17 protein-coding genes are annotated in these 19387 nt (G+C 69.9%); 16 read left to right on the top strand and 1 reads right to left on the bottom strand.

Annotated features, from left to right (window positions below; genetic code table 11):
* Window positions 1-447 precede the first annotated feature (447 nt).
* The 14 genes from FHX60_RS17795 (at window position 448) to FHX60_RS17860 (ending at window position 14645) form a co-directional block, all read left to right on the top strand.
* On the top strand, window positions 448-1641 hold the full coding sequence (locus FHX60_RS17795) for a collagen-like triple helix repeat-containing protein (protein ID WP_183284066.1): 1194 nt from the start codon (window positions 448-450) through the stop codon (window positions 1639-1641).
* Between the two features lie 375 nt (window positions 1642-2016).
* Entirely contained in the window at window positions 2017-2208 is a 192-nt protein-coding gene (locus FHX60_RS17800; RefSeq protein WP_112777234.1) for a Flp family type IVb pilin, read from the top strand.
* A 17-nt stretch (window positions 2209-2225) separates the two neighbouring features.
* Window positions 2226-2699: an A24 family peptidase gene (locus FHX60_RS17805; RefSeq protein ID WP_112777235.1), complete on the top strand. Its 474-nt coding sequence runs from the start codon at window positions 2226-2228 to the stop codon at window positions 2697-2699.
* A 72-nt stretch (window positions 2700-2771) separates the two neighbouring features.
* Window positions 2772-3248 (top strand): TadE/TadG family type IV pilus assembly protein, encoded by a 477-nt coding sequence (locus FHX60_RS17810; RefSeq protein ID WP_116602992.1) that lies wholly within the window; start codon window positions 2772-2774, stop codon window positions 3246-3248.
* A 43-nt stretch (window positions 3249-3291) separates the two neighbouring features.
* The gene (cpaB, locus tag FHX60_RS17815; RefSeq protein WP_183284067.1) at window positions 3292-4242 is read left to right on the top strand and encodes a Flp pilus assembly protein CpaB; all 951 of its coding nucleotides are present in this window, start codon (window positions 3292-3294) and stop codon (window positions 4240-4242) included.
* Between the two features lie 19 nt (window positions 4243-4261).
* Window positions 4262-5680, top strand: a complete 1419-nt coding sequence (locus FHX60_RS17820) for a type II and III secretion system protein family protein (protein ID WP_116602994.1) — start codon at window positions 4262-4264, stop codon at window positions 5678-5680.
* A gap of 47 nt (window positions 5681-5727) precedes the next feature.
* Window positions 5728-6987 (top strand): CpaE/TadZ family protein, encoded by a 1260-nt coding sequence (locus FHX60_RS17825; RefSeq protein WP_183284068.1) that lies wholly within the window; start codon window positions 5728-5730, stop codon window positions 6985-6987.
* A 1-nt stretch (window position 6988) separates the two neighbouring features.
* Window positions 6989-8305, top strand: a complete 1317-nt coding sequence (locus tag FHX60_RS17830) for a TadA family conjugal transfer-associated ATPase (RefSeq protein WP_183284069.1) — start codon at window positions 6989-6991, stop codon at window positions 8303-8305.
* Window positions 8298-9224, top strand: a complete 927-nt coding sequence (locus FHX60_RS17835; protein WP_112777241.1) for a type II secretion system F family protein — start codon at window positions 8298-8300, stop codon at window positions 9222-9224. Before FHX60_RS17830 ends, FHX60_RS17835 begins: the two co-directional genes overlap by 8 nt.
* A gap of 22 nt (window positions 9225-9246) precedes the next feature.
* A complete protein-coding gene (locus FHX60_RS17840; RefSeq protein WP_183284070.1) occupies window positions 9247-10308 on the top strand; it encodes a type II secretion system F family protein in 1062 nt (353 codons plus the stop codon).
* Window positions 10309-10316: 8 nt separating this feature from the next.
* Window positions 10317-11177: a tetratricopeptide repeat protein gene (locus FHX60_RS17845; protein ID WP_183284365.1), complete on the top strand. Its 861-nt coding sequence runs from the start codon at window positions 10317-10319 to the stop codon at window positions 11175-11177.
* Window positions 11174-11533 (top strand): DUF3613 domain-containing protein, encoded by a 360-nt coding sequence (locus tag FHX60_RS17850; RefSeq protein ID WP_183284071.1) that lies wholly within the window; start codon window positions 11174-11176, stop codon window positions 11531-11533. The genes FHX60_RS17845 and FHX60_RS17850 overlap by 4 nt, the downstream gene beginning before the upstream one ends.
* Complete coding sequence (locus FHX60_RS17855) at window positions 11530-13242, top strand: TadG family pilus assembly protein (RefSeq protein WP_260164037.1); 1713 nt, start codon at window positions 11530-11532, stop codon at window positions 13240-13242. Before FHX60_RS17850 ends, FHX60_RS17855 begins: the two co-directional genes overlap by 4 nt.
* Before the next feature lie 38 nt (window positions 13243-13280).
* Window positions 13281-14645, top strand: a complete 1365-nt coding sequence (locus FHX60_RS17860) for a sigma 54-interacting transcriptional regulator (RefSeq protein ID WP_112777245.1) — start codon at window positions 13281-13283, stop codon at window positions 14643-14645.
* Between the two features lie 12 nt (window positions 14646-14657).
* Here the strand turns inward: FHX60_RS17860 and FHX60_RS17865 are convergent, their stop codons facing one another.
* Window positions 14658-15014, bottom strand: coding sequence for a YgiW/YdeI family stress tolerance OB fold protein (locus tag FHX60_RS17865; protein ID WP_111521495.1), 357 nt, complete (start codon window positions 15012-15014; stop codon window positions 14658-14660).
* A gap of 135 nt (window positions 15015-15149) precedes the next feature.
* Between FHX60_RS17865 and FHX60_RS17870 the strand changes: the two genes are divergently transcribed.
* Together FHX60_RS17870 and FHX60_RS17875 are read left to right on the top strand one after the other, a co-directional pair.
* Window positions 15150-16298 (top strand): exonuclease SbcCD subunit D, encoded by a 1149-nt coding sequence (locus FHX60_RS17870; RefSeq protein ID WP_183284072.1) that lies wholly within the window; start codon window positions 15150-15152, stop codon window positions 16296-16298.
* On the top strand, window positions 16295-19357 hold the full coding sequence (locus tag FHX60_RS17875; RefSeq protein WP_183284073.1) for an AAA family ATPase: 3063 nt from the start codon (window positions 16295-16297) through the stop codon (window positions 19355-19357). The genes FHX60_RS17870 and FHX60_RS17875 overlap by 4 nt, the downstream gene beginning before the upstream one ends.
* Window positions 19358-19387 lie beyond the last annotated feature (30 nt).

Here is a 19387-nt window from a genome sequence, read left to right on the forward strand (position 1 = left end):
GCGTTACGTAACGTGTGGCGTGAGCGGGGAACAAAAACAGCGTGGGCGATGGGGTGCGTCGCCGGCCGGCGCGCGCCGCGCGCGCCGCCGCGGCGTGTTCCCGCCTGCGCGGAACACGTTACGTAGCACGTAACACGTTCTGACCCGGCCGCGGCGCTGCCAGCGTGTGTGCCGCTGTCATTCCGATTCGGCTGCAACCCGCGCCGCGCAAGGCATGCAAGCAGCCCGCCGGTCGGTGCGCCCGCGTACCTTGCAGCGCTGGCACGGGCCTTGCCATTTCCTCTCCCGACGCGCCGACGATTTCGCGTTCCACCGTGTGCCATGGCTGATGGGGATGGCAGGCCGGTCGAACAAAGCGGGACAACCGGGGGGCTCGTCGGCATTCCATGCGGCTCACAAGAAAAGACGGCCCGGCTGCGCCGTGGCCAACCAGACAGGAGAAGGACAATGAAGACCAAGCATTCCGCACCGCATTCCATGACTTCGCTGGCCGCGGCAGGCGTCGCCGCGCTTGCCTTGCTGATGGCAGGCTGTTCGTCGAGTGGCAGCGGCAGCGGCGCCAATCCGCAGCCCAGCGGCGGCGGCGCCGATACGCCGGTCACGCCGCCGCCGCCGGCCGCCGCGCAAACCACGCCGACTGCCAAGGTCACCGAAGGCGCCGGCAATACCGTGGTGGCAGCGGGCAACGCCGTCAGCGAGATCGGCAAGTCGATCCAGGATGCACCGCTGCCGCTGCTGCCCACCGACGCACGCAAGGGCGCGGGCGGCGTGGTGGTCAATGCGGGCGAAGCGGTCGGCGCGCTCGGCTCCGGCGTGCGGGACGGACTCGGGCAGATGGGCTCGGTCGACAACCCGCTCGGCGTGACCGTGTCCAGCACCGGCAACGTCGTGCGCGAAGTGGGCGACGCCGTGGTCAGCGGCGGTGCGCTGGTGAAGGGCCTGGGCACCGAGAAGCTGGCGCCGCTGGCACCGCTGACCACGCCGGTGGGCGGCCTGGTCGCAAAGGTCGGCACAGCGGTGCAGGGCGGCGGCGACAAGCTGCAGACGGTGCTGTCCGATGGCGCCGTCGCGCAGGTCACCAACTCGCTCAGCAAGGTCATCGTGCCGTTGACCAGCAAGGTCACCGACGGCACCCAGACGCTGGGCGCGGCCACGCGCCTGGGCGGACCGGTCGACGGCCTGCTTTACAAGGTGGGCAATACGGTGGCCACCGGCGGCAGCATGCTCAGCAACACGCAGGCCCCGGTGGTCGCACCGCTCGGCGGCGTGGTGACCGAGACCGGCAAGACCGTTGCCGCGGTCGGCGTGCTGGTCAACGGCAACGGCCAGACCGGCGGCAACCCGCTGGGCGGCCTGTTGAGCAACTTGCCGCTGGCCGGCAACGGCCAGGGCGGCGATGGCAGCCACGGCGGCAATGCGCTCGGCGGCCTGCTCGGCAGCCTGCCGCTGGTCAAGCCCGGCAGCGGCGATGGCGGTGCCGGTGGCGGCGGCGCGCTGGGCCCGGTCGGTGCGCTGCTGGCGCCGGTCACGGGTCTGGTCGGCGGCATCAAGGGCGGTGTCGGCGGCAGCGCCGGTGGCGGCTCGGGCGGCGGCGACAGCAAGCCGCAACTGCCGATCCTGGGCGGGCTGCTCCACCACTGAAATGTCTCAACCCGCATAGGTGTTTTCACGGTGCGCTGTCGCTCATCACCCCGTCGCAGCGCATCTTTTTATTCGATCTGGCGGCGCGGCCGAAATGCTTGCGTGGCCAGACTGCGGGCCGGTTTGCGCCGGCCCGCCAGCGCTTTGGAAAGCAACGGCCCCGGCACGTACCGGGTCGTTTCAAACGGGTGCTTTAACCCCTTCGGGTCATTACTATCACCCGAGGGAGGGGTATGGTTGAGACATACCATGTCTTATAAAAAAGGCGCAGCAAGCGTGAATAGTCGATAAAAGAGCGGGCCACCAGAGCACCGTGATAAATCGAACGGGGGAAGCGTGATCGCGGCATCAGATCACTCGGGAGTGTCAAAAATCATGAAACGACTCATTGCACGCTTTATTAAGGATGAGCGCGGGGCAACCGCTATTGAATATGGGCTGATCGCGGGACTCATCGCGTTGGCCATTGTCGGTACTGTCAGTTCGCTTGGTGGCAATCTCGACGATGCCTTCAAGAAGATCTCTGACGAAGTGCTGAAATTCAGCAAGCCAGCGACGACGCCTTAAATCTCGCTGGGCACGACGTGATTGCCGCGCTCCTCTGCGCGGCGACCCTCTACACAGACTTCGCTCACCGGCGGGTTCCGAATATCTTGCTGGCGATCGCCGTGCTTGCCCTCGGGCTGGCACTGATCGCCGGACAGGCCACGGAACTGCCGCTGGCCGCGCGCCTGATCGGCGCGGGGCTGGGTCTTGCCGTCACCTTGCCGGTCTACGCCCTGGGGCGCATGGCCGCGGGCGATGTCAAGTTCCTGACGGTGGCGGGGTTGTTCACCGGTCCGCAAGGGCTGGTGGTGGCATGGGTCGTCGGCAGCCTGCTCGGGCTGGTGCACGCGCTGCTGGCGCTGGCCCTGGCACGCCGCACGCCGGCCGCGGATCACGCTTTGCATTCCCAGGACCCAACACTTCCCACGGCGCAGTTCTCGCTGGCGCGCGGCATCCCGTATGCGGCGTACCTGGCCGTGGGCGTGCTGGCCTGGATGGCTGCGGGCCGATAGCCGGAAAGGCTTGACGCCAGCAGGCCGCGCCGCCGGTCGGCGCGGCAGAACACCAAGAGACCGGGGTTTCGGATGTTGCTGCACGCAAGGGTCAACAGGAAAATCAGCCGGCGCCGCCACAGTGCCGGCAGCGCCGCGATCGAATTTGCCATCGTGGCGCCGGTGCTGCTCACCATCGTGATCGGCATCGTCTACTACGGCGTGATGCTGGCGCTGCAGCAGGTGCTGACGCTGGCCGCCGAGGAAGGCGCGCGCGCCGCGCTGCGCTATCCCGCGGGCGTCGCCGGCACCGGCCTTGCGGCCACCCAGCAGGCCCGTGTCGATGCCGCCGCCGCGATGGCGCGCGGCACCCTGCCCGCGTCCCTGCGCGACCTGATTCCACCCGCCGGCGTTGCCACGGCCGTGCCATGCGCGGTTGGTTCGGCCGACGTCTGTGTACAGGTCACGCTGACCCTGACCACCACCAACATCATGCCCGCGGTACCGATGGTGCCGCTGCCGGCCGCGCTGTCGGGCTCGGCCATGGTCCAGCTCTCTCCCGATATCTGATGCGCATGACGAACTGCCCCATGCCCGAACCAAGGACTTCCGCATGACCAGCAAGCAGATCCGATTACTGGCCGTCGTGCTGCTGGGCCTGGCCTTGCTGCTGGCACTGCTGGCGTGGCAGGTGGGACGCCAGCCGGCCCAGCCCGCGGCCGCGGCGGGCGCCAAGCCGCTGCACCCCGTGGTGGTCACCACGCGCCCGGCCGAAGCCGGCAAGCCGCTCGACGCCGAGGCGCTCAAGGTAGAGATGCTGCCGATCGATCCCGCCGGCGCCTACCGCGAGGTGGCGCGCGTGACCGGGCAGGTGCCGCTGGTGGCGCTGGGCGCCAACGTGCCGGTGCTGGAAAGCCAGTTGCTGTCCGGCCTGGCCGCGCAGGTGCCTGAGGGCGAGCGCGCGGTGGCGGTGTCGGTCGATGAAGTCATCGGCGTCGGCAACCAGGTGCAGCCGGGCGACTATGTCGATGTGTTCCTGGTGCTGCGGCGCGACCAGCAGGAAATCCCCGACAGCCAGGCGCGCATGCTGCTGTCGCGCCTGCGCGTGCTGGCCTACGGCGTGGCCTCGGTCAACCGCCCGCAGGCGGCCAAGCCGGAACAGATGATGGCGCGCCAGGAAGGCGCCAAGACCGCGGTGCTGTCGGTGCCGCTGGAGCAGGTCAGCCGGCTGGCAATGGCGCAGCACTCGGGGCGCCTGATGCTGGCACTGCGCAATCCGCAAGACCCGGCCATGCCGAGCGACGGCATGTTTGCCGAGCCGCCGCCCGCGCTGGCCGCCCGCGCCGGCGTTCCTGCCGACGCACCGCGCGCCGCCACCGACAAGGCCACCGCCGGCGTGCTGCTGTCAGGACTGGCCGCCACCAACGGCGCGCCGGCTGCGCGCGCACCGGCGACAGCGCCGGCGCCGCGGCCGCTGCAGGTCGCCGCGCCACCGGCGCCGGCACAAGTCAGAGAACGCGCCGGCGTGGAAGTGATCCGCGCCGGCAAGCGCGACATCGAATAAGAAAGTGGGCGCCCATCGCATGCCAATCCAGAAGACTTCCGCCCATGCCGTGACGCTGCGCCGCCGGCTGATGCAGCTCACACTTGCCGCCATGATCGCCACCACCGCATGGTGTGCGCTGACGCCGCGCGCGCAGGCGCAGGCGCAGGATGCCGCCACGGCGCGGCAGTTGCGCCTGATGGCCGGCGCGCAGAAGGAGCTGCGCAGCGCGCAGCCGGTGGAGCGCGTCGCCGTGGGCAACCCCGCGGTGGCCGATGCGCTGATCCTGCGCACCCGCGGCGCACCCAGCGTGCTGCTGGTGGCCAAACAGCCTGGCGTGACCGACGTGATGGTGTGGACGCGCGGCAGCGCCGAGCCGCAGAGCTACAGCGTGCAGGTGGATGCGATCGCGCCCGATGCCAACGGCGCGCAGCTGGGGTACTCGGCAGCCGGCGCTACCATCACCGGCCAGTCGCCCGACGCCTATGGCGCCGCGCGCGCGCAAGCTGCGGCGCGTGCGGCCACGGCCGGCAAGACCGACGGCAGGCCGGGCCTGGTGGTGGACCGCTCCACGGTGCCGCTCTCCGGCACCGTGCAGGTCGACGTCAAGGTGGTGGAGATCAGCAAGACCGTGCTCAAGGAAGTCGGCATCAACTTCTTCCGCAACAACTCGGGCTTTGCCTTCGGCACGTTCTCGCCGTCGACGCTGAACAAGTTCACCTTTACGCCGGGCAGCGGCGGCACGCCCGGCAGCTTCAGCGCCGATATCGCGTCGCCGATGAGCAATGCCTTCAACCTGGTGGCCGCGTCGCTCACCCACGGCATCTTCGCCAACATCAGCCTGCTCGAGGCCAACGGCCTGGCGCGCGTGCTGGCCGAGCCCAGCCTGGTGGCGCTGTCCGGGCAGAGCGCCAGCTTCCTGGCAGGTGGCGAGATCCCGATCCCGGTGCCGCAGGCGCTGGGTACCACCACGATCCAGTTCAAGCCGTTCGGCATCGGGCTGACGGTGTCGCCCACGGTGCTGTCGGCCGACCGCATTGCGCTGAAGGTGGCGCCCGAGGCCAGCGATCTGGACCCGTCGCGCGGCATCTCGATCAACGGCGCGGTGGTGCCGGCCATCGTCACGCGCCGCGCCGACACCACAGTCGAGCTGGGCGACGGCGAGAGCTTCGTGATCGGCGGGCTGGTCAGCCGCAACACCGTCAGCAACGTCAACAAGGTGCCGGTGCTGGGCGACCTGCCGGTGATCGGCGTGTTCTTCAAGAACCTGAACTTCCACCAGGAAGACCGCGAGCTGATGATCGTCGTCACGCCGCGCCTGGTGAAGCCGATGGCGAAGAACTCGCCGGCGGCGCAGGCCGTCGGCGCCGACGGCCGGACCAGTGCCAGCCCCAATGTGTGGGGCTGGTACATGCTGGGCGAATACGCGGACCCGACTTTGCCGGGTTTCTCGAAATAGCCGCCGGCCATGCCGGCTGGCATGGCCAACAGCTTTGAGGCGGAGAGATGGACTATTTTCTGTTGCACGCAACGCAGGGCGAAGTCAGGGACTGGCTGGGCCAGGTCATCGGCCCGCTGGGCACGCTGGTGGCCGATGGTGGCGCCCAGGAAGGCTTTATCGAGCGCGTCTCCGAGCTGCGCCCGGGTCTGGTGTTCCTGCATTTCTCGGCGGAACTCGCGGCGCCGTCGGCGCGGCTGGCCGAGCAGCTGCAGCGGCTGTTCCCCGGCCTGCCGCTGGTGGCCGTGGGCCACGCCGGCGAGCCCGGCGTGATGCTGGCCGCGCTGCGCGCGGGCGTAAAGGACTTCATCGACCTGCGCGACGCGCCGGCCGAGGCCGAGGCCGTGGTCAAGCGCCTGGCCGTGCCGAGCGAGCAGGTGCGCCCGGCCGAGGCCGTGCGCCAGGGCAAGATCATCGCGCTGCTGGGCGCGCGCGCGGGCGTGGGCGTGACCAGCCTGGCGGTCAACCTGGCCGCGGCGGCGCGCCGCCACCTGCCGCGCCATGCCAAGACCGATGCCCGCGCCGAAGTGCTGCTGACCGACCTGGGCCTGCCGGCGCGCGACGGCGCGCTCTACCTGAACCTGAGCCCGGGCTTCCATTTCGTCGAGGCGGTGCGCAACCTGCGCCGCTTCGACCAGGTCTTCGTGCAGACCGCGCTGACGCGCCACGGCAACGGCGTGTGCGTGCTGCCGCTGCCGGCCGCGCTGAGCGAGCTGCGCGACATCTCGTACGCCGATGCGATCGGCCTGCTCGAGCGCCTGCGCGCGTTCTTCGACCTGCAGATCGTCGACCTGGGCGGCTTCGGCAACGCCGAGTTCACCGCGCAGATCGTCAAGGCCGCCGACAGCGTGGTGCTGGTGGCGGACCAGAGCGTGGGCGCGATCGTGTCGGCGGCGGAGCTGGTGCATGAACTGCGCGCGCGCGAAGTCGAGCGCGACGACCTCCACCTGCTGGTATCGCGCTTCGATGCGCGCCTGGGCGTGGATGCCGCGCAGATCGCGCGGCGCGTGGGCGTGGAGTCGGTGGCGACGCTGCCGGACAGCCGCGAGGCGCTGGTGCTGGCGATGAACCGCGGCGCGGTGCTGGCCGACGACGATCCGCACTGCCCCTACGTGCGCGCGCTGGCCGAACTGCTGGCACGGCTGGGCTACCGCACCGCCGCGGCCCGGGACGCCACGCTGCTGGCGCGGATCAAGGACAAACTGCCCGGCGCGCTGCGCTCGGCGCTGGTAGCGCGCGGCGCGCGCGCGGCACGTACAGGAAGCTGACATGACGCAAGCGATCGAATTCTCCGACAACGCCCCCGCACCGTTCCCGGTGTCGCAGGAGTTCCACAACATCAAGGAAGCCGCGCACGAGCACCTGCTGACGCGCATCGAAGAGCTTGGCGCCGAGTTCGGGCGCTGGTCGCGCACCGCGATCCAGCGCTTTGTCGACCTGGAGCTCGAGAGCTTTACGCGGCTGCGGCGCATCCCCATCAACGAGGCCGAGCTGCGCCAGATTGCCGAGGCCCTGACCAAGGAGCTGGCCGGCTTCGGCCCGATCGAGGACCTGCTCAACGATCCGGCCGTCGAAGATATCCTGGTCAACGGCCACCTGGACGTGTACGTGTCGCGCCATGGCGTGCTCGAGCGCATCCCGGTGCGCTTTGCCGACAGCGGCCACCTGCTGCGCATCGTGCGCCGCATCCTGGCGCCGATCGGCCGGCGCCTGGACGAGTCCAACCCGATGGTCGATGCGCGCCTGCCTGATGGCGGCCGCATCAACGTGGTGATCCCGCCGCTGGCGCTGGAAGGACCGGTGGTGTCGATCCGCAAGTTCCGCAAGGATCCGATGACGCCCGCCGACCTGCAGGCGCTGGGCACCATGAGCCCCGAGATCTGCGACCTGCTGCAGGCCGCGGTGCAGGCGCGCTGCAATATCCTGGTGAGCGGCGGCACCAGCTCCGGCAAGACCTCGCTGCTCAATGCGCTGGCCACCTTCGTGCCGCCCACCGAGCGCGTCATCACCATCGAGGATACCGCCGAGCTGGCGCTGAACCACCCGCACGTGGTGCGGCTGGAAAGCCGGCCGGGCGGCTTCGAGGGCACCGGCGTGGTGTCGATCCGCGACCTGCTGCGCAACAGCCTGCGCATGCGCCCGGACCGCATCATCGTCGGCGAAGTGCGCGGCGGCGAGGTGCTGGAGATGCTGCAGGCCATGAGCACCGGCCACGACGGCTCGATGGGCACCATCCACGCCAGCAGCCCGCGCGAGTGCCTGTACCGGCTGGAGATGCTGGCCGGCTTCGCCGGCTTCCAGGGCAGCGAGACGAGCCTGCGGCGCCAGATCGCCAATGCGATCGACTTCATCGTGCAGATCGCGCGGCTGTCCAACGGCAAGCGCCGCATCGTGTCGATCACCGAGGTCACTGGCCTGGGCGACAACATCATCTCGACCCAGGAGCTGTACCGGCACGAGCCGTTCGTGAACCCCGACGGCACCGAGACCGACCGCTGGCTGTCGCTGGGCCTGCTGCCGCACTCGCCCAAGCTGGCGCGCATGCGCGGCCCGGGCTTCATGCTGGACGACCGCTTCGATGTCTAGCGCCACGCTGCTGCTCGCCGCGCTCGCCCTGGTCATCACCGGCCTGGGGCTGCTGCTGCTCGCCGGCGCGCAGGCACGCGCGCGCCGCGAACAGCAGCAGGCCTTCCTGCAGGCGCAGACCGAGCAGGTGCGGATGCGCTACACGCAGGCGCCCGACCCGTCGCTGCAACTGCCCGCGCGCGACCTGCGCCGCCGCTGGGACGACTTCCTGCGCCGCGCCGACCTGGCGCCGACGCGCCGCACCGCGCTGGTGTGGCTGTCTCCGCTGGTGCTGTGCACGCTGGCCGGTGCGGTTGCGGGGCAATGGCTGGGCGCGTTGTCGGCGCTGGTGGTCGCGCTGGCGGTGACGGCGTGCGCGGCCTGGCACCGCGTGCGGCGGCTGCACAAGAAGCTGCTGTCGCAGCTGCCGGGCTTCCTGGATGGCGTGGTGCGGCTGATGACCATCGGCAGCAGCGTGCCCGCCGCCTTCCAGAATTCCATCGCCAATACCGAGGCGCCGCTGCGCCAGTGCCTGGTGCAGGCCGTGCACCTGCAGCGCGCCGGCAAGGAACTGGACCAGGCGGTGCTGCAGGTCGGGCGCGCCTACAAGGTCGAGGAACTGGTGCTGGTGGCTTCGGTGCTGCGCCTGTCGGTGCGATACGGCGGCCGCGCCGACGTGGTGATGGAGCGCACCGCCACCTTCATGCGCGACCGCGAGCAGGCGCAGCGCGAGCTGATGGCGCTGTCGGCCGAGACCCGGCTGTCGGCGTGGGTGCTGGGCCTGCTGCCGCTGGTGGTGGCCGGCGGCCTGTTCACGCTGAACGCGGGCTACATCCTGATGATGTGGAAAGACCCCACCGGCAAGACCATGCTGCTGTCGGCCGCGGCGCTGGAAGTCGCCGGCGCGCTGATGCTGTACCGGCTGGCCAAGTCGATCTGAAGGCAACGATGACATCGCTCCCATGGACCGCCTGACGCTGATCTCGCTGAGCCTGCTGGCCGCCGCCTGCGGCGTCGGCGTACTGGCGCTGCCGCTGTTGCGCGACTGGCGCCAGCGCCGGCTGTCGGCCCGCACCATCGACGCCGCGCTGGCGCGCCAGCAGCGTACGACGGAAGTCGCCCAGGCTGCCAAGGCCTCGCCCGCTGCCGCGCCGGGCGCACCGGGCGTGCCCGGTACCCCGGGTGCGCGCCCGGCGACCAACCCTGCGGCCACCGCGGCAACGTCCGGTGTCGCCACCGCGCTCGGCGCCCAGCTGGGTGCGCGCGTGGGCGAGCGCTTCGATGCCCACTGGCTGGAATCGCGGCTGGGCCGCGCGGTGGTGACGCCGGAAGACCAGCAGTTGCTCGAGCAATGCGGCTGGTATGGCGTGCAGGCGCGCGTGGTGTTCGGCGTGCTGCGGCTGGGCCTGCCGACGGCCTTGTCGGTGCTGGCGATGCTGTGGCATCTCGGCGCCAGTGCCTTCATGGTCATGGCATGGGGCTTCGGCACCTTCGCCGTGGCCTACCTGGCACCCAAGTGGTTCCTGCGCCGGCGCGCCGGCGCGCGCCTGCGCATGGTCGACGACGAGCTGCCGGTGCTGATCGACATGCTGCGGCTGCTGCAGGGCGTAGGTTTGTCGATCGACCAGAGCCTGCAGGTGATCGTGGCCGAGTTCGGCAGCATGCTGCGCGTGCTCGGGCCGGAACTGGCGCGCGCCAACCAGCAGTTCGCGTCGGGCCGCTCGCGCGAGCAGACGCTGCTGCGCATCGGCCGGCTGTTCGACAGCGAAGACCTGAAGAGCCTGATCACGCTGCTGACGCAGGTCGACAAGCATGGCGGCGCGGTGCAGGAGCCGCTGCGCCAGTTCGGGCTGCGCATGCAGGAGGCGCGCAAGTCGCGCATGAAGGACGAGATCGGCCGCCTCACGGTCAAGATGACCGCGGTGATGGTGGTCAGCCTGTTGCCGGTGCTGCTGATCCTGACCGCGGGCCCCGGCTTTCTCGGGGTGATCCGCATGCTGGCAAACATGGGAGGAACGCGATGATGGGTTTCATGGCGCGCCCGGCCGCGATGGCGACGGGCCGGATCCGGGCCGCGGCCGCGTGCGTGCTGGTGGCGGCGCTGTCGGGTTGCGCCGCCGGCAACAACGGCGCCTCGGCCATGCGCGAGCAGGCCGAGGCCCAGGTGGAACTGGCCAGGCTGCGCGACAAGACCGCGCGCGCGGAATACAGCGAACAGGCGGTCTACCTGGGCCTGATCCGCAAGATGCAGCAGGACGGGCTCTACTTTGCCTCGCTCGCGCATATCGAGGTCTATGTGCAGCGCTTCGGCACCGGCCCGGAGATCCAGGTGATGCGTGCCGATGCGCTGCGCGAAACCGGACAGGACCAGGCCGCCATCGAGGCCTACCAGGCGCTCGCCGCCACCGCGAAGGGCGCGGAGGCCGCGCATGCGCACCACGGCCTTGGCCTGCTGGCGGGGCGCCAGGACGACTTTGTGCGCGCGGTCACGGAACTGCGCACCGCCGCCGCGCTGGACCCGGTCAACGCGCGCATCGCCAGCGACCTGGGCTATGCGCTGATGCGCGCCGGCGCGCTGCAGGACGCGCGCGTGCCGGTGATGCAGGCGCTCGAACTGGACGCGCGCAATCCGCGCGTGATCAGCAATGCCGTGGTGTGGCTGATGGCCGATGGCAAGCGCGCCCAGGCCAACGCCATGATGCAGAAGGCCGCATTGCCCGAGCCCACGCGCAGCGCGATCCGCAAGGAGGCGGAGCGCATCGCCCGCGCCGCCGCCGCGCGTGACCGCGCCGTGGGGCGCCAGGGCCAGAAACCGATCTCCGCGCCCGCCGCCGCCGTGGCGGTCGTGGCCAAGCCAATCGCCATCGCTGCGCAAACCAGCGCTACACCATGACAGCCAATCTACTTGTTGCGATCCCAAAGCGCGCCGCATGCGTGGCGCTCTGCCTGTGGGCACTGGCTCCGCTGGCATACGCGCAGGGCGACGCCGCGCTGACCGAAGCCGCCGGCGTGCCGCCGGCGCGGCCCGCGCAGCGCGAGATCGGCGCCGACACGCGCACGAGCCTGGCGATCCAGCGCGAGGGCACCCAGGCCGGACCGATGCTGCCGATGCACGGCGAGCAGGCCGCGCTGGGCTATGAGCGCTACCTGAACAGCTTCCGCTTCGCGTTGCCCGAGTTCTACACCGGCCAGGCCAACGCCAGTACCACGCGCGCCGGCTCGGCCGGGCAGATGCTGGGCGGCAAATGAGCCTGCGCCAGCTGCCGTTGCCCCGCACCCGTCGCTGCGCGCGCGGCGCCGTCAGCGTGATGGCGGCGCTGCTGATCGCCACCGTGGCGATCGCCGCGCTGGTGTCGATCGACGTGGGCCATGTATTCATGCGCCAGCGGCAGCTGCAGAACATGGTGGACCTGGCGGCGATGTCGGCGGCGCAGCAGCTCAAGCGGGCGGACAGTCCAACCATGGCTACCCCCGACCAGACGCAACTGAACAATGCAGTACTCGGTACCGTTGCCAACATCAGTGCGAAGAACGGATACCCTTCGGGCAGCGCGTTGGGTTGCGGCGAAGCCACGGGCGGCAAGGCCGATGCAATGACGGCTTGCCTGGGCATGTGGGATCCGACTGCCAATGTCGCACCTCGATATTTCTCTGCCAACTACGCCCCCGAGAAGGAGTCGCCCAATGCTGTGCGTGTGCAGGCCACACAGACGGTACCGATATTGTTTGTGTTACCAGGCGGTGCCGGGCGACAGTTGTATGCCGAAGCCGTCGCCAGTGGCAGCCCGCCCGTGGCCTCATTTACGCTTGGCTCGGGTGTGCTGACCGCCGACACGGCGAAGAGCCTGCTGGCCCCATTGTTAGGCAATGCGCTCGCTGCAAGTATCGATTGGAATGGGTTGCTGAATACGACGGTAACGGTAGACCAGTTGCGGCTCCAGGCGAAGGCTGGCACCGTTCAGGGTCTGCTTGGCACGACAATGGCATTGGGGGATTTTTATGCCTTGGTACTTGACGCAGCGGGCCGCAATCGAGTCCTTGACGCGTGGTTGCAAGGTGTGCCGGCGACGCTCGGCATCTCTGCTGCCGCGGCGACAGTGAAGCTTAACCAGCTGCTTGACTTGGATCTACTAGCGCCGACGGGTTCATCAGCCGCGCAAGTTGGTCTGAATGTGGCACATTTGATTCTTGCGGGCGCACAAGTTGCCAGTGCCAATGCAGCACTATCTGCCACGGTGCCCATACCGGCGCTACCGCTCGGGCTGGGCGGCGCCACGGCCAGCCTGAAGGTAATCTCGCCGCCCGTGACCGCGGTTGGACCCGCACGACAGCTTTCCGACGGTTCGTGGCAAACATCGGCACACACCTCGCAAGTCAGCCTGAAGGTGAGTGCGGAGGTCAATGTCGGAGCACTTGCGCCGCTAGCCAATATCAAGCTGACCTTGCCCTTGCATATCAGCGTAGGCAAAGCGCGAGCCAATTTGAAAGCGTTGCAGTGCGCTGCCAGGCCCGAGGACCGCCTGGCGATCCTGGAGGTCAAGCCCAGCGTGCTCACCGTTTGCCTGACCGATCAATGCACCGCTTCTAAGGTTTCTATCGGTCAGGCCTCGGCGCTGACCATACCGTTGCTCGACCTCGTCGTCGTTGATGATCCCCAGACGCGCAGTATTGGCCAGGAAGTAAAGGATGTTGCACTGGCCCCGGGCGGGCACAAACCGCTGCAGTCGGACACGCCGCTCACGGGAATACTAACGCAGGTGCTGGCACTGAAAGTCGCTCCAGAGGTAGTGGGGGTGCAAGTGTTGCCGACGATGGACTTCAGTGCGATTCTCCTGCCCGTCATCGCACCGCTGGACACGCTGCTGACTTCGTTGTTGTTGAGCCTCGGCATCCAGCTCGGTACCGCCGACCTCTGGGTCCACAGCATCGACTGCAACAACGCCGAACTGGTGTACTGAGCCATGATCGCGCCAAACCGCCTGATGGCAGAAACAGAATGAAGACAGACCGCTGGGCCTACGAAAACCTTGAAGTCTACGTGTGGGAAGGCAAGTACGAGATTGCCGACCGCGTCACGCGTTTCCTCGCCCCGCTGGGCGTGGACGTGATTCGCGCCGGCGCGCTCGAGGCCTTGCCGGCCGAGCCGCGCCTGAAGCCGTGCATCGCGGTGATCAGCGTGTCGGTGATCGGCGCCGCGCGCTTTTCGCTGGACTGGGAAGCCGCGCATGGCATGCCGGTGATCTGGGTGGCGGGACCGGGGCGCGAGACCGATCCCGGACGCTTCCCGCCGGAGTACGCGCATATCCTGGCCGATGACTTTACCGGCGCCGACCTGCGCAGCCAGATCGGCAAGCTGCTGCCGCAGCTGCTCGCGACCGACGCGCCAGGCGAGCGTGAGGCTGACCTGGTGGCCGGCTCCGCGGCGATGCGCCAGCTGCTGCAGCACGTGGAAACCTTTGCCGACTTCGGCAGCAACGTGATGCTGTACGGCGAAACCGGCGCCGGCAAGGAGCGCATCGCGCGCCTGTTCCATGAGCGCAACAGCACCTACGGCAAGGGCCCGTTCGTCGCGGTCAACTGCGGCGCGATTCCCGACGGGCTGTTCGAGTCGCAGTTCTTCGGCCATGCCAAGGGCGCGTTCACGGGCGCTTCGTTCGCGCATCGCGGCTACTTCGAGCAGGCCAACGGCGGCACGCTGTTTCTCGACGAGATCGGCGACCTGCCGCTGTTCCAGCAGGTCAAGCTTCTGCGCGTGCTGGAAGAGAACGTGATCACCCGGCTGGGCTCGACGCTGGCGGTCAAGCTGGACTTCCGCCTGGTGGCCGCGACCAACAAGGACCTGCGCGACGCGGTGCGGCAGGGGCGCTTCCGCGCCGACCTGTTCTTCCGCCTGGCGGTGATCGAGATGCGCATTCCCAGCCTGGAGGAGCGCGGCCCGGCCGACAAGGTGGCGCTGCTGCAGTCGTTCCTGCGCCATATGCTGGGCGCGTCGGGTTATGACGCGTTGCCGCCAATGCCGGACTGGCTCAAGGGCGCGGTCGGCACCGCCTACTTCACCGGCAACGTGCGCGAGCTGCGCAACCTGGCCGAGCGCGTCGGCATCACCGTCCAGCAGACCGGGCATTGGGACGAGGAGCGCATCCGGCCGCTGTTCCGCGCGCTGCATCCGGGCGCGTTCGATGGCGGCGAGCGCACCGACCTGCGCGGCGACATGGAAGAACGCCGCCGCATCCTGGCCGCGCTCGACGCCAACGGCTGGCGGCGGCAGGACACGGCGGCAAGCCTGGGCATCAGCCGCAAGGTGCTGTGGGAAAAAATGCGCAAGTACCAGATCGCCGACAGCGAGGCCGAGCCGGTCTGAGCCCCATCGTCATCAGGGCAGGCGGATCTCCTTCACGTCGAAGTGCGATTCGCCGATCAGTTCCTTGTCGTATTCGCCGACCAGTTCCACCGTGGTCTGCGCATCCACCGGCTTCTGCGCGGGCCAGGTCCTGGCCTTGATCTTCACCTTGATCTGGCCGGTGCCATCCGAGAACAGATAGCGCTCGTCGCCGACGCTGCTGACGATCTTGCCGCGCAGCACGGCCTGCTGGTCGTCCTTGCCGTCGGCCTGCAGCGCCTTGACGGTCATCACGGGCACCGTGGAGGGCCCGGTGTACTGGGCGCTGGCGCCGGCGGCGCCCAGGCCCAGCGCCAGCGCGAGGGTGGTGGTGGTCAGGATGCGTTTCATGTGCGTTCTCCGTTGAGATGGATCGAGGGGCGACTGCGGCCATGATGCGCGCGCCCGCCTGAACCTGTGCTGAACAAGCGGCCGGCTGCGACGCATTATGATGCGGGTTTCGCCGCTACTTCAACGGACCCCGGATTGCGTTTCCTTCACACCGCCGACTGGCATCTCGGCCGCCTCTTCCATGCGCGCAGCCTGCTGGAAGACCAGGCCCATCTCCTTGACCAGTTTGTCGAACTGGTTTGCACCGAGCGCCCGGATGCCGTGCTGATTGCCGGCGACGTTTATGACCGCGCCGTGCCGCCGCCCGAGGCGGTGGCGCTGCTCGACGGCGTGCTGGGCCGTATCGTGGTCGACGCCGGCGTGCCGGTGGTGATGATCGCCGGCAACCACGACAGCGCGCAGCGGCTGGAATTCGGTGCGCGCCTGATGCGCGCGCAGGGGCTGCATGTGGCCGGCCGCACGCTGGCGGCGGCCAGTTGCGTGACCTTGCAAGACGCGCACGGCGAAGTCCGCGTCTATGCGCTGCCGTATGCCGAGCCCGCGGTGGTGCGCGATGCGATGGGCACCGAAGTGCCATCGCATGAAGCCGCCTTGCGCGCGCAGCTCGATGCCATCCGCGCGGTGCATCCGCCGGGCGTGCGCGCGGTGGTGGTGGGCCATGCCTTCGTGGTGGGCGGCGCGGCCAGCGAATCGGAACGGCCGCTGTCGGTGGGCGGCAGCGGCGCCGTGGCCGCGGACCTGTTCGCCGGCTTCGACCTGGTCGCGCTGGGCCACCTGCATCGGCCGCAGACGCTGGGCGGCGGCCGCATCCACTATGCGGGCTCGCTGCTGAAATACTCGCTGTCGGAATGCGCGCACCAGAAGTCGGTGTCGCGCATCGAACTGGATGCGGACGGGGCTGTCGCCATCACCCCTGTGGCGCTGCAGCCGCTGCGCGACGTGCGCGTGGTGGAGGGTGAACTGGCACAGTTGCTGGCCGCGGGTGCCGACGATCCGCAATGCGACGACTACATCCACGCGCGCCTCACCGATACCGGCGCGCTGCTGGACCCGATGGCCCGGTTGCGCCAGGTGTATCCCAACGCGCTGGCAATCGAGCGCACGGTGCTTGCGCGCAGTGGCTTGGCGTCCGAGGCGGGCCGCAAGCTGCGGCAGCTGGGCACCGGCGAGCTGTTTGCCAGCTTCTTCCGCGAAGTGGCCGATGCCGAGCTGGACCCGGACCAGCGCGCCGCGCTCGACCAGGTGCTGGCCGGCATCGCCGCGGCCGAACGGGAGTCGGCATGAGACCGCTGCATCTGACGCTGCAGGCGTTCGGCCCCTTTGCCGCGACCGAGGAGATCGATTTCACGCGGCTGGGCGAGCAGGCCTTCGTGCTGATCCATGGCCCTACCGGCGCGGGCAAGACCACGCTGCTCGATGCCATCTGCTTCGCGCTGTACGGCGACACCTCCGGCGGCGAGCGCAGCGCGCAGGCCATGCGCAGCGCCAATGCGGCAGCGGGCCTGCGCACCGAAGTGACGCTGAGCTTCAGCCTGGGCGCGCAGCGCTGGCGCGTGGTGCGCTCGCCCGTGCAGGAGCGGCCCAGGCAGCGCGGCGAGGGTTGGGTCACCGAGCCGGCCAGGGCGCAACTGGACCAGCACGACGGCAACGGCTGGGTCAGCAAAGCCAGCCAGCCGGGCAAGGTCACCGATGCCGTGCGCGAGCTGCTGGGCTTCGACAGCGCGCAGTTCCGCCAGGTCATCGTGCTGCCACAGGGACGCTTTCGCGAACTGCTGACCGCCAGCTCGCAGGCGCGGCAGGCCATCCTCGAGCGGCTGTTCCGCACCGAGCTGTACCGCCGCGTGGAAGAGCTGCTGAAGACCGAGGCCGCCGGTATTCGGCGCGACGCCGAGCGCATTGCCATCCAGCGCGAGGAAGCGTTGCGGCAGGCCGGCGTGACATCGGCGCAAGCGTTGGCGGACGGCATCGCTGCCATGCAGGCAGAGCTGCAGGCGCTGCAAGGCCAGGAGCAGGGCGCACGCGCTGCGCACGCTGGCGCGCAGGCCGCGCTCGCGGCGGGCGAGCAGGTGGCGGCGCGCTTGCAAGAGCGCCAGCAGGCGCAGGCCGCCCATGCCGCGCTGCTGGCGCGGCAGGCCGCCATGGATGATCAGCGCGGCCGTTTGCAGGCGGCGCAGCGCGCCGCGCGCGTGATGCCGGCGGTGCAGGCCACGCAGGCCGCGCAGCGCGATCATGCCGCCGGCGCCGCGGTATTGGCACAGGCGACCGAGCACGCGGCGCGCGCCGGGCAACGGGCCACGCAGGCCGCCGCGGCCTTGCAGGCGCAGGTGCAGCAGGCCGACGTACGCCAGGCCGCGCAGCGCCGTGTTACGCAACTGGAAGCGATGCTGCCGCGCGCGCAGCGGCTGGGGGCGTTGCAGCGCGCCTTGCACGAGGCCGAAGCCAGGCAGGCCACCGCCGCCACCGCACGCGATCGCGCCATGGCGCAGGTTGAAACATGCCGCGCCGCCGCCGTGACCGCCGAATCGGCACTGGGACAGGCGCAGCTCGCCGCGGCGCAGGCACAGGCGAGCGCCTTGCAGCTGGCCGCGCTGCAGGACCGCGCGCGGCAATTCGAACGGTATCGGCAAGCGGCGCGCGCGCTGGACAGCGCGCATGCGCAGGCCGCCGGGCATGCACAAGCCGAACAGCAGGCGCTGCATCGGCGCGACCGCTGCCGAACCGCGCTGGCCGAAGCCGAAGCGGCGTGGCGCGCGGGCCAGGCCGCGCGCCTGGCGCAGACGCTGGCGTCAGGCGATGCCTGCCCGGTGTGCGGCAGCACCGCGCATCCCGAGCCGGCACGGCACGTGGCGCAGCCGCTGTCGGACCTGGCGCTGGAGGCCGCGCGCCATGCCTTGCTGGAAGCGGAGGCCGAAGCAGTGCGCTGTGCCGGCCAGCACCAGGCCGCGCAGCTGGCGATCGCACAGGCCCGCGAGCGGCTGGAAGAACTGGCCGCGGCACTGGGCGATGCCAGCGAGGCAGCGGCCACCAGCGTCCACGCCGACATCGAATCGCGGCAAGCGGCGCTGGCGCAGCAGCGGCAGACATCGGCAAGCCTGGCGCAGCGCGAAGCCGCGATCGCGAGCTCGCGCGCGGCGCGCGACAGCGCCGAAGCCGTGCATCGCGATGCCGTCGCCGCTGCCGATGCCGCCACGCAGGCACTGGCACATTGCCGCGGCGAATGGCAGGCCGAGAGCGCGCAGGTCCCCGAGGACTCGCGCGATCCGGTGGCCTTGGGCCAGGCACTGCGCCAGGCGCAGGCCACGCTGACTGGACTGGAGCAGGCGCTGGCCGCGGCGCAGGCGGCAGAGCGCCACGCCGCGGCGGAGGATGCCGGTGCGCAGGCCGCGCTGGTGTCGGCACGGCAGTCTCACGCGCAGATCACTGAACGCCTGGCCAACGCCGAAGCGGCATTGGTGCAGGCCCTCGCGCAGCACGGCTTTGCCGATCCCCGAGCGCACGCCGACGCCCGCCTGGACGATGACGCGATGCAGGCGCTCGACGCCACGCTGCGCGCATTCGATAGCCAGCTGGCCGCCGCTGCGGACCGCCGCGAACGCGCGGAAGCTGCCGCGCAAGCGCTCGATGCACCCGACGTAGACGCGCTGCGCGCGGCGCTGGTGGCTTCGGCCGCGACCGTGGAGGATCTGGTGCGGCAGCAGGCAGAGCGCGGCCGGTCCCGCGACGCGCTGCTGCAATGCCAGCAGCGGCTGCACCAACTGGATCAGGAAGGCCGCGACATCGAGGCGCGCTTTGCCGTGCTGGGCCGGCTGGCCGAAGTGGCCAACGGCAACAACCCGCGCCGCATGACGTTCCAGCGCTTCGTGCTGGCCACGCTGCTCGACGAGGTGCTGGAAGCCGCCTCCGCGCGCCTGCTGGCGATGAGCCGCGGCCGCTATGTGCTGCAGCGCGTGCGCGAGCAGGCCGACCAGCGCAGCGCCGGAGGGTTGGACATCGAAGTGTTCGACCACGATACCGGCGCGGCGCGCCCGGCCAATACGCTGTCAGGCGGCGAAGGCTTTCTCGCGTCGCTGTCGCTGGCGCTGGGCCTGGCCGACGTGGTGCAGTCGCGCTCGGGCGGCATCCAGCTCGACACGCTGTTCGTCGACGAAGGCTTCGGCACGCTCGATCCCGAAAGCCTGGACTTCGCCCTGCGCACGCTGCTTGACCTGCAGCAGGCCGGGCGCCTGGTCGGGATCATCTCGCACGTGACCGAGCTGCGCGAACGCATCGACGTGCGGCTGGAAGTGCGGCCCGGCACGGGCGGCAGCCGCGTGCTGCTGACCGGTGTGCCGGTAGCGGCCTAGACGGGGGAGGCAGGGGTCAGGCGACGGTCA

This window comes from Cupriavidus alkaliphilus (genome assembly GCF_014191175.1).
Classification (GTDB): Bacteria; Pseudomonadota; Gammaproteobacteria; order Burkholderiales; family Burkholderiaceae; genus Cupriavidus; species Cupriavidus alkaliphilus.